Source organism: Psychrobacter sp. (assembly GCF_030457785.1).
Lineage (GTDB): Bacteria > Pseudomonadota > Gammaproteobacteria > Pseudomonadales > Moraxellaceae > Psychrobacter.
This window is the reverse complement of record NZ_JAKDUI010000074.1, coordinates 1-11073: the sequence shown is the minus strand read 5'-3', so window position 1 is coordinate 11073 and position 11073 is coordinate 1. Positions and strand designations below refer to the sequence as shown.

7 protein-coding genes and 2 pseudogenes are annotated in these 11073 nt (G+C 42.8%); 7 read left to right on the top strand and 2 right to left on the bottom strand.

Features of this window, described 5'->3' with window-relative positions:
* Window positions 1–107 (top strand): annotated as a pseudogene (locus L0J61_RS05305) (IS1 family transposase); the annotation flags it as partial.
* Window positions 108–717: 610 nt separating this feature from the next.
* Here the strand turns inward: L0J61_RS05305 and L0J61_RS05300 are convergent.
* Window positions 718–1545 (bottom strand): IclR family transcriptional regulator, encoded by an 828-nt coding sequence (locus L0J61_RS05300; RefSeq protein ID WP_301465298.1) that lies wholly within the window; start codon window positions 1543–1545, stop codon window positions 718–720.
* Between the two features lie 175 nt (window positions 1546–1720).
* On the opposite strand from L0J61_RS05300, the gene L0J61_RS05295 reads away from it, so the two are divergent.
* Together L0J61_RS05295 and L0J61_RS05290 are read left to right on the top strand one after the other, a co-directional pair.
* Window positions 1721–2905, top strand: a complete 1185-nt coding sequence (locus L0J61_RS05295; RefSeq protein ID WP_301465297.1) for an acyl-CoA dehydrogenase — start codon at window positions 1721–1723, stop codon at window positions 2903–2905.
* A gap of 261 nt (window positions 2906–3166) precedes the next feature.
* Complete coding sequence (locus L0J61_RS05290; RefSeq protein WP_301465299.1) at window positions 3167–4357, top strand: CaiB/BaiF CoA-transferase family protein; 1191 nt, start codon at window positions 3167–3169, stop codon at window positions 4355–4357.
* A 62-nt stretch (window positions 4358–4419) separates the two neighbouring features.
* Here the strand turns inward: L0J61_RS05290 and L0J61_RS05285 are convergent, their stop codons facing one another.
* Window positions 4420–5190, bottom strand: coding sequence for an IclR family transcriptional regulator (locus tag L0J61_RS05285; RefSeq protein ID WP_192523099.1), 771 nt, complete (start codon window positions 5188–5190; stop codon window positions 4420–4422).
* 279 nt (window positions 5191–5469) lie between these two features.
* On the opposite strand from L0J61_RS05285, the gene L0J61_RS05280 reads away from it, so the two are divergent.
* The 4 genes and pseudogenes from L0J61_RS05280 to L0J61_RS10705 all read left to right on the top strand — a co-directional run.
* Entirely contained in the window at window positions 5470–6960 is a 1491-nt protein-coding gene (locus L0J61_RS05280) for an NAD-dependent succinate-semialdehyde dehydrogenase (protein ID WP_301465296.1), read from the top strand.
* Window positions 6961–7150: 190 nt separating this feature from the next.
* Window positions 7151–8410, top strand: a complete 1260-nt coding sequence (gabT, locus tag L0J61_RS05275) for a 4-aminobutyrate--2-oxoglutarate transaminase (RefSeq protein WP_192523101.1) — start codon at window positions 7151–7153, stop codon at window positions 8408–8410.
* Between the two features lie 288 nt (window positions 8411–8698).
* Window positions 8699–10138: an APC family permease gene (locus tag L0J61_RS05270; protein WP_301465295.1), complete on the top strand. Its 1440-nt coding sequence runs from the start codon at window positions 8699–8701 to the stop codon at window positions 10136–10138.
* 331 nt (window positions 10139–10469) lie between these two features.
* A pseudogene (locus tag L0J61_RS10705) lies at window positions 10470–10751 on the top strand (transposase); the annotation flags it as partial.
* Between the last annotated feature and the right edge of the window lie 322 nt (window positions 10752–11073).

The following is an 11073-nucleotide window of genomic DNA, read 5'->3' as shown; positions in this document are numbered from 1 at the left end:
GATTAAGACGAGCGGTTAGAAAGACTTGTTGCTTCTCAAAAAAGCTTGATAATCACTTTAAAGTATTCGATCTGGTGTTCTTTTATGTCAATTATGGCTACGTCTGATGCCAGCATACTTTTTAGAACACCACCTAAAATTCAATCCCTGTCATTCTATGCTTCCTTGTATAGGTGAGTGATTATTTCAAACCCTCATGAGTCTAATATAACAGGGATGTTTTTACATATCTATAAGACAATTCTGAGTTGCTTAGGACTTATTTTTATTAGGTACTATTAGTAATGACCCCTGCCGTCAAACACACTCTAGTCTATATTTATTAAGTTACCTTTTTTGTAAGAGTATTGCCATTAATCAAATGGCTTTTTCTACCTTCTACTTAAATGAATTCAAATGTTATCTGACTCCTAACTTCCAGTTCAGATTGAGCTATGCTGAAGAAATTGTAGAGGTAAACCAAGCATCATAACAGGAGTTTACCAGGATCAAGAAAGTGATAACCTATAGTGGTGAGTTTAAAGCCAGAGCTATTAAAAAGATGGCGGACAATAACGGTAATGTTTCAAACTCTGCAAAGCAGCTATGCAATTAATAAGCTACGACTGCTGATTTAGTTTGCGCATGTCTAACCCATGAAGTAACCAGTGGAGTATAAGCAATAAGCTAATATTTTTATACGTATTATTAAACCACCCTCTTCGATGCTGAAACCTTCTAAGCACTGCGTCCGATCTTATCAGCAAGAACTTGCAGTTTAGCGACCATCGTCAGAGCATAATTGTCCGCATCCCAATTTGCTCGAGGCACACTGGCATTGAGCGAATATGCATATTGACCTGTTGCAACATCAAAGACACCAACGGCCACTGCCAATATATCAGTAGAGAACTCACCATCTGATACTGTATAGCCATACGCTTTATAATGCTCTGCTGCTTTAGAGAGAGCTGACTGCGCGTGGTTATAATCCTCTGTAGATAAATGCTCTTTTAAATTACTGTCAATGATAGCCTGTCTCGCTGGCGAGCTAGCCGCATAAAAAGCGCGTCCAATAGCGGTTCGGGCTACGGGCACTGCTGAACCAACTTGCAAATTGACAGATAGGCGAGCAGGGCTACGACAACAAGCATGATAGCGCATTTCTCCTTCGACCTCGGTCGCTAGATTCACCGATACTTCATTGCTACTGGCAAACTGTCGTAGCAACGGCTCAGCTGCCGCCACCATATCATGACGACTCCACGCAGTAGCACTTAATCGCACGGCACTACTACCCAGTTGATACTGTCCGTACTCCGTAATGCGCAAAAATCCAAGCGTCATCAAGGTGTGAATCAGACGAGTGATGGTCGCTTTTGGCAGGGTAGTCATCTGGCATAGCTGCTGATGGCTCAGTTGATCATGATGCTCAAAGGCTGATAATAAAGTCAGTCCACGCCCCAATGCAGTCACGAATTGTCTGTCATTATCTTCTTTGCTTTGCTCAAGTATGGTATTCATTCGAGTCAGTAATGGTAGAGCTGCTGATATATTTTTTGTCATTTTATGCTCATTTTTTTTGATAAAGGTTTACAGCGACCTGAAACTTTGTTTTAATAGATTTAAATTATGAAACTAAGTTTCGCACAGCGGAATTAGTAAGTCAATAACCTATTAAGTCAATTTACTCATTAATTACTACTCGTCGGTCAGGATGACTGATATCAAGGAGCAGCACATGGCAACATCTACGCGTCCAAGTTTTGACTGGGAAGATCCTTTTTTATTGCGCGATCAGCTTACTGACGAAGAGCGCATGGTAACGGACAGCGCCCGCCAGTTTTTTCAAAAAGAGCTGATGCCTGGCATCGTTGAAGCCAATCGTCATGAGAATTTTGACCGCAATATCATGCGTCAAATGGGTGAGATGGGCTTACTTGGTGTCACGATTGAAGGTTATGGCTGTGCCGGTTTATCTAGTGTTGCTTATGGTCTGATTGCCAAAGAAGTAGAGGCAGTTGATTCAGGCTACCGTTCAGCGATGAGTGTGCAATCTAGTTTGGTAATGCATCCTATTTGGGCATACGGTACCGAAGAGCAAAGAGAAAGGTATCTACCTAAGCTTGCCACTGGTGAATATATCGGTTGTTTTGGTTTGACCGAGCCAGATTCAGGTTCAGATCCTGCATCGATGTCGACTCGTGCACGTGCCGTTGATGGCGGTTATGAGCTGACAGGTAATAAAATGTGGATTACCAATAGTCCTATCGCTGATGTATTTGTCGTTTGGGCAAAAGATGATGCTGGTGAGATTCGCGGCTTTATTTTAGATAAAGAGATGAAAGGTTTATCAGCACCGAAGATTGAAGGTAAGTTCTCACTACGTGCTTCAGTGACGGGTGAAATTGTCATGGATAAAGTCTTTGTTCCTGAAGCCAATACTTTTCCAGATATTCGCGGTCTTAAAGGTCCATTTGGCTGCCTTAACAAAGCCCGTTACGGTATCGCTTGGGGTTCAATGGGCGCGGCTGAGTTCTGCTGGAAAGCGGCTCGCCAATATACGCTAGATCGTAAGCAGTTTGGTCGTCCGCTTGCCGCAACGCAGCTCGTTCAATTGAAGCTTGCCAATATGCAGACGGAGATTACTTTAGGATTGCAAGCCGCGCTGCGTGTCGGTCGTTTAATGGATGAAGACAATGCGTCCCCTGAGATGATTTCACTGATTAAGCGTAATAACTGTGGTAAAGCGCTGGATATCGCCCGTATTGCTCGTGATATGCATGGTGGTAACGGTATTTCTGATGAATTTCATATCATTCGTCATGTGATGAACTTAGAGGCCGTCAATACTTATGAAGGAACGCATGATATTCATGCGCTAATCTTAGGGCGTGCTCAAACAGATATTCAAGCTTTTTATTAATTCTCTAGGAAAAAATCGTTAATACGGTTTACCTGATGACGTACGTTACTGTTTGGCTTTTTACGAAGCACTTATCGGCAGTAGCGTACATTTTTTAGTTGCTATCCATTATTTACTTATCATTGTTTGTGGATAAAAGGTAAATGAGGCATAGCAATTTTAGGTTAAGCAAGTCCAGGATACGTTACACAATAAGGAATTATTATGACTGTTGATACAGTGAGCTCACCAACGGCTGAGTCTGATGCTAATAATAAAGTCATGTCACAGGGTGCATTGCACGGTATCAAGGAGCTCGATTTATCACGTGTATTAGCAGGACCTTCTTGTACGCAAGTACTCGCAGATCTTGGTGCCGAAGTTATCAAGATAGAGCGTCCTAGTGTGGGGGATGAAACCCGCCACTGGGCACCCCCAAAGTTCAGCGATGATACGTCCGCTTATTACGCCACCATTAACCGTAATAAAAAATCGCTTACCGTCGACATCAATACGCCAGCAGGCCAGACGATTATTAAACAGCTTATTGCTGATAGCGATATCGTCGTTGAAAACTTTAAAGTTGGCGGTCTGAAAAAATACGGCTTAGATTACGATAGTCTAAAACAAGACAATCCGCGCCTGATTTATGCCTCATTGACAGGTTTTGGTCAAACAGGCCCCGATGCTAAGCGCCCCGGTTATGATTATATTATCCAAGGGCTATCAGGATTGATGAGTATCACGGGTCCTCGTGATGGCGAACCGCATAAGGTCGGCGTGGCTGTCGTGGATTTGTTTGCAGGCTTACAGCTGACCATTGGTATTCAAGCAGCATTATTAGCGCGTCAAAATACTGGGCTCGGGCAATATGTCGATGTGGCATTACTAGACAGTGCGCTAGCAATGCTAGCCAACGTTGGGATGAATCATTTGGCCTCAAATGATGTGCCGCCAAGACTGGGTAATCAACATCCCAATATTGTACCCTATCAAGTATTTTCAGGGCAGGGTGAAGCGCATTTTATTTTAGCCTGCGGTAATGACAGTCAGTTTGCCAAACTTTGTGATGTACTGGCTGTTGACTGGCATACCGATAGCCGCTTTACGACCAATCCACAACGCGTTATTAATCGCCAGCTGTTGTGCAGTGAGCTTGCTAAAAAATTCTCTGAGAAACCTCGCTCTTATTGGTTAGAGGTTTTGGATGAGGCCGGTATTCCGAGCGGGGCGATTCATAATGTCGCTGAGGCACTGGCGATGCCGCAGGCTCAAGCACGTGAAATGATTGTTGATTTCGCTGCACAAGGTAGCCCAGTCCGAGCACTTGGCAATCCAATTAAGCTATCAGCATCGCCGGTTACTTATCGTACGCCGCCGCCACAATTGAGCGAGCACACGGATAGCACGCTTGCTGATTTGGGTTATGACAGCGACATGATAGCTAAGCTCAAAGCAGATGGGATTGTTTAGCTTGTTTATACCTTTTAGCACCGAATCATGAAGATTAGTAAGTAACTTAGTAAATAACAAAGCTATGCTGAATGTTCAGTAGTAAAACCGAGGCGCTGCTCAATCTGTTCGGCGAGTTCGATTAATACGGTACTGACCTCAGCGCGTTTAGATTCATACTCTGCTTGTAGAAAGCTGATTGCCATACCTGCAATGGCATTGCCTGACGCATTACGGATATAAGTACCTAAGCAGTACATACCATCGCGCAGTTGCCCATCATCTAATGAGATGCGGCTACTGTGAATGGCATTTAGCTCGTCAGCTAAATCGATAAAGTTACTGACCCCATTGGGAGTAAGTGGTTTAGGGAAGTTGTCATTATATAAAGATTTTATGGTGTGAATGGGTAGAGTTGAGAGCATGGCTTTACCAGTTGCTGAAAAGACCGCCGGTACACGTACACCAGCACGGAAAGTAAAGCCAAGTGGTGCAGGGGCTTCATGACACGCTAAAAATACGACCTCGCCTAAATCTAACTTAGATAGAGTGACGGTATGTTGTAGCAAGATAGGGTATTGCACGATAAGGTCTTTAAATAGTTGAATAACACCCTGCTGCTGCTCATATTTTCCGGCCCAATATAGTAGGTATGAACCTAAATAAAAACGGTTATCACTATCTTTATAGATGACATGTTTTACCAATAAGCTCTGTAATATATTATGCGTCGAGCTTCGAGGCAGACTTAACTCCTTGGCTATATAAGCAGCCGTCAATGGCTGCTGACTTGCCGTAATTAAATCTAAAATTTGAAAGGTTTTGTCTAATGCAGGAACGGCAGTTGTGCTCATAAGTTACCTATGAAAATGTAAGAGATACAAGTTTTCCGAATAACACTCAAAAAAACAGTTGCAAAAAGTGTGGCATCATTCCTATAATGGTGTCTCGTATATAGAACCTGTGTTCAGCATACTGAACAATATATAAGTTATCAATAGATATGAATGACTGAATATTTCAGTTTTAACGATTATTTTAAACGCTATTTATTATTTTCTATTTTAACGAAATTTGCTAAATAGCTTCATTAATAATCAACCCTAAAAGAACGATAAATATGGAGTGTTACGATGCAAAATACGACACAAAATACTAAGCAAAAAAACCCGTTAAACCTCTCAAACCCTGCCTTAATCAAAGAGCAGTGCTTTATTAATGACGGCTGGTACGCTGCCAACGACAATTGCACTATTGAGGTGAGCAACCCATTCACAGGTGATGTGATTGGCTCTGTACCAAGTCTGACCAAAGATGATGTCAATGAAGCGGTCGCTTACTCTTATGATGCTCAAACCGCTTGGGCAGCAAAAACATCGCAAGAACGTAGCGTTCTGCTGCAAAAGTGGGCGGATCTTATTGATGATAATAAAGAAGATTTAGCCATTATTATGACTGCCGAGCAGGGCAAGCCTTTGGTCGAGTCACGTGGTGAGATTGGCTACGCCAATAGTTTTATCCGCTGGTTTGCAGAAGAAAGTAAGCGCGTCTACGGCGATGTCATCCCTGCTACCAACTCGCAATTGCGTTATGTCATTTTAAAACAACCTGTTGGTGTCTGTGCAGCCATTACTCCATGGAACTTTCCAGCAGCAATGATTACTCGTAAAGCGGCACCTGCATTGGCAGCTGGCTGTACGATTATCATTAAACCTGCCTCTGAAACACCGTTTTCTGCTCTAGCATTGGGCGTACTAGCAGAGCATGCGGGTATCCCAGCAGGCGTCATTCAAGTAGTCACTGGTAAATCCTCAGTGATTGGCGATATCTTAACGGGTGATTCTCGTATCCAAAAACTATCATTTACTGGCTCAACTGAAGTTGGTCGTACTTTGATGGCGCAATGTGCCCCAACGATTAAAAAGCTGTCTTTAGAGCTTGGTGGTAACGCCCCTTTTATCGTATTTGATGATGCTGATCTCGAAAAAGCCGCTGATGGCTTAATCGCCTCCAAATATCGTAACGCTGGCCAAACCTGCGTTTGTGCCAACCGCGTCTATATTCAAGACAGTATCAAAGATAAATTCTTAGATATTTTTGTCAAAAAAGTCGAAGAGCTTAAAGTTGGTGATGGTATGGATGAGAGCGTCGATATTGGACCGCTCATCAATCAAGATGGATTAGAAAAGGTACAGGCATTATTAAAAGATGCGCTTGATAAAGGCGCAAAAATCATCACAGGTGGTGATATGAATGACGCCTCCGCGCTGAGCTTTAATCCAACCGTTATTACTAATCTAAATGACGATATGGATATTGCTAGCGAAGAGATATTTGGTCCTATCGCCACCATATTTACCTTCTCCAGTGAAGAGGAGGTCATTCGTGATGCCAATGACACCATTTATGGTCTTGCCGCTTATTTCTATAGTGGGGATTTTGCACGCGCTTGGCGAGTAACAGAAGGACTTGAGTACGGTATGGTTGGTCACAATACGGGTCTGATTTCTACTGAAGTTGCACCGTTTGGTGGCGTTAAACAATCAGGTTTTGGTCGTGAAGGTTCAAAGTATGGCATCGAAGAATATGTCGTGACCAAGTATTGGTGTTCTGATGTTAGTTAACTTTATGGTTGAGACTTATTTACCTCAATGTCAATAATTTAAGTGCTTGGTATCTATTCCAGGTAGGTGCCAACTATATATAGCATTTAGCTACATTTAGTATTTATCTTATAACCGCCACTGACTAACGCAATATTGGTATTTGCTTAACATTGGCACTTACGTAAAAAAGAAAGAAAAGGATATTCTTATGACTACTAATCAATCATTGCTCGAGCGCCGTAAAGCGGTTCTACCAACTGGACTTGGGGTTGCTTTTCCTATCTTTGCAGAAAAAGCAAAAAACTCCGAAGTCTGGGATATTGAAGGCAATCGTTATATCGATTTTGTCGGTGGTATCTCAGTCCTAAATACTGGTCACAGCCATCCTAAAATTACTCAACGTGTGCACGAGCAGCTTGATAAATTTACGCATACTGCCGCGCAAATGATCAACTATGAATGCTATGTTGAGCTTGCCGAAAAGCTCTGTGAAAAATCACCTATTAGCGGTAAGAAAAAAGCGTTCTTTTTGACCACTGGTGCAGAAGCAGTTGAAAACTGTATCAAAATTGCACGTGCTAAAACCGGTCGCCCAGGTGTCATCTCGTTTGTTGGCGGCTGGCATGGCCGTACCTTAATGTGCATGAGCTTGACCGGTAAAGTGTTGCCTTACAAAAAGAACTTTGGTCCGATGCCAGGTCCTGTCTTTCATGCGTTATTCCCTGCTGAAGAATTAAACGTTACCGAGGCACAAGCTTTGCATAGCCTTGAAATGATTTTTCAAGCAGATATCGATCCAAGTGAAGTGGCAGCGATGATAATTGAGCCAGTTCAAGGCGAAGGTGGCTTCCATCAAGTAACTCCATCCTTTGCTAAAGCTTTGCGTGGTATCTGCGATGAGCATGGCATCGTGCTGATTTTTGATGAAGTACAGTGTGGTTTTGCGCGTACGGGTACTTTGTTTGCCAGTGAGCAGTTAGGTGTTGAGCCTGATTTAATGACTAGCGCAAAAAGCTTGGCTGGCGGTTATCCTATATCTGCTGTTATCGGTCGTGCTGATATTATGGATGCGCCGCAAGTTGGCGGCTTGGGTGGTACGTACTCTGGTAACCCATTGTCTTGTGTGGCTGCATTGGCAGTGATGGAAGTGATTGAGGAAGAAAACCTAATAGAGCGCAGTGTTGAGATTGGCGACAAGATTGCGTCTTTTCTAAAGGATTTAAATCTAAATAGTATCGGTCATATTCGCCATAAAGGTGCAATGCTTGCGTTTGAGCTAATCGATAGTAATGGTCAGCCAGACACGGAGATGACTGCTAATCTAAAGGTAAAGGCTTTTGAGCAAGGCTTGCTGCTAGCGTCTTGCGGTATGTATGGTAATGCCATTCGTGTGATGGTGCCATTAACGGTAGAAGATGAAGTGCTGCAAGAAGGTCTTGATATCATCAAAGGCATATTAGTAGCCTAAATATTTTGTCAGCCTATTGATTGCACTGGATAGATTAAACGTTAATGGTAGCAGCATACAGGTCGCCTTCAGAGTGTTTACTCTGGCCATGCTTTACAACGGCGCCTTGCAAGTCAAGACGCCGTTGCTGTCTCTGCTAGGCAAATCTTATAAATACAGTTAAACCTATCGTCTGATGGGTATGGAAAGATAAAGACAAAGGGCAAGACCCTACTAAATAAAGAATAATTAGTATCAGTGTAATTGAAAAAGGACTGACACGGATGACACACGGACAAGGAGCAAATTATGTCTGAGCTAAAAAAATCGCTAGGTATGTTTGATATTATTGCCTTAGCATTCGGCGCTATGGTCGGTTGGGGGTGGGTGGTTCTGGCAGGTGATTGGATCATTGCTGCAGGAACATGGGGTTCCATGTTAGCGTTCATGATTGGTGGTTTGGCTGTCATTATGATTGGCGTTAACTATGCTGAGCTGGCCTCATCTATGCCAGTGACGGGTGGTGAGCATACCTATACACATCGAGCACTAGGAGTCACAGTCTCTTTTATTTGTTCATGGAGTATTTTGTTTGGTTACTTCTCCGTCGTTGCTTTTGAAGCTGTGGCATTGCCTACCGTGGTTGAGTATTTTATTCCTAATTATAACCAAGGTTATCTGTGGACGATTGCTGGATGGGATGTTTACGCCACTTGGGTCGGGGTGGGTATGCTTGGCTCAGTGATTGTGACTTGGCTCAATATTCGCGGGATGGAAGTCAGTGCTTGGTTCCAAAAAACAGCGGTACTGGGTATTTTATTCGTCGGTACGTTATTATTCATTGGGGCGGTGCTCTATAGTTCTGAGACTTCAACAGCAGTTCAAGCGCCAGCATTTATCGGTGGTATTGGTGGCATGATGACGGTGATTGTCATGGTACCTTTTATGTTTGTCGGCTTTGACGTTATTCCTCAAGCCGCAAAAGAGATTGACCTTACCCGTCCTAATATTGGTAAGTTTTTGATTGTCTCTATTATTATTGCTGTCATGTGGTATGTCGGTGTGGCGTGGAGTGTCGGTCGCACATTACCGCTGATACAAGCGCAAGGCTCTACCTTAGCCACTGCAGATGCCATGACAAATGCGTGGCAAGGTAAATGGGCTGGTATTTTACTGGTCATTGGCGGTGTGCTTGGTATTTTATCTAGTTGGAATGCGTTTTTAATTGGTGGTAGTCGTCTACTATATGCAATGTCAAAAGCTCATATGCTACCAGCATTTTTGGGTAAATTGCATCCGAAATACAAGACACCAAAGAATGCTATTTTATTAATTGGTGGTCTTGCTACTCTAGCACCATTATTTGGGCGTAAAATGCTGGTATGGATTGTTGATGCTGGTGGTTTTGGGATTGTCATTGCTTATACGTGTGTTGCGATCTCTTTCTTAGTCCTGCGCTACCGTGAGCCGGATATGGTACGTCCATTTAAAGTACCAGCTGGCAAGCTAGTAGGTATGTTTACCATTGTACTAGGCTTTGGTTTGCTCATATTATACATGCCAGGTATGCCTTCAGCGCTTAGTGCCATTGAGTGGTGGATATTCTTTGGTTGGACAGCACTTGGGATTGGCTTATATAGCTATGCCATCATCAAATATCCTGGTATCAGTGAATCTATCATGGCGGAAGAGTTACGCGAGTTAAAAATCGTGAATCAACTATGGTTAAAAGACAACCCACCTAAATAGATAACAGACTTTACTTAGTTAATAAGAAAGCCTAACGTTGAACGCTAGGCTTTTTTTATATAGTCAGTGAAAAGTAATGTCGTCACGTTTTTAACAGTATCGCGCACTCATCCCCCTACCTTAGAGGTAGGGGGATGAGTGCGTATTTGAGTTTTAGAGTATATGTAGTGGCTCAAACATTGGGATTGCTTCAGGATTAACTGACTTTATCGTCTTATCGGACGGTAGCAAAGTGGCTAATCCTAAGTTTCTCACAAAGTTGGCCCGTGCATAGAAAATACTGGATAAAAGTAGATAATTTTCTAAAGCAGATCAGTGCAAATTAAACGACTGCCGCTACTATCAAAAGCAAAAAAACAAAGTCGCCAAGATTTACGAGAAAATAACGAATAGTCGCAAAGACTTTCTACACAAACTCTCATTCAATATCATCAAAAACCACGATGTTATTGCCATAGAGGACGACTTGAATGTCAAAGCCATATCAGACAGCTCATGGTCAACGTTTACCACCATGCTGAGCTATAAAAGTAATTGGTATGGTAAAGAGCTTGTTAAAATAGGCCGATGGTATCTGTTCTCTAAGACCTGCTCAAACTGCCAGTACTTGCTGACTAAAGCTGAGTTATCATTACAGGTGAGGTCATGGACGTGTCCAAGCTGTTTGCAAAAAATGACCGAGACATCAATGCCAGTATCAACATCCGCAATGAAGGGGTAAGGCTGGTCACGCTCAAAACTGTCGGTGCGACAGGGTTAGCTTAGTCAATTTTCCTAACCGCTGATGCAGAACATCGCATCAAGTATGGGTATTACCTAAGAAACCCCTACCTCTTTAGGTGGTGGGTAGTTCATGAGCTATGCTGACAAAACCGTACAAGTAAACTTGGTAAACTAAGCGTATTAATCGGAGTTTATCATGACCAAGAAAGTAA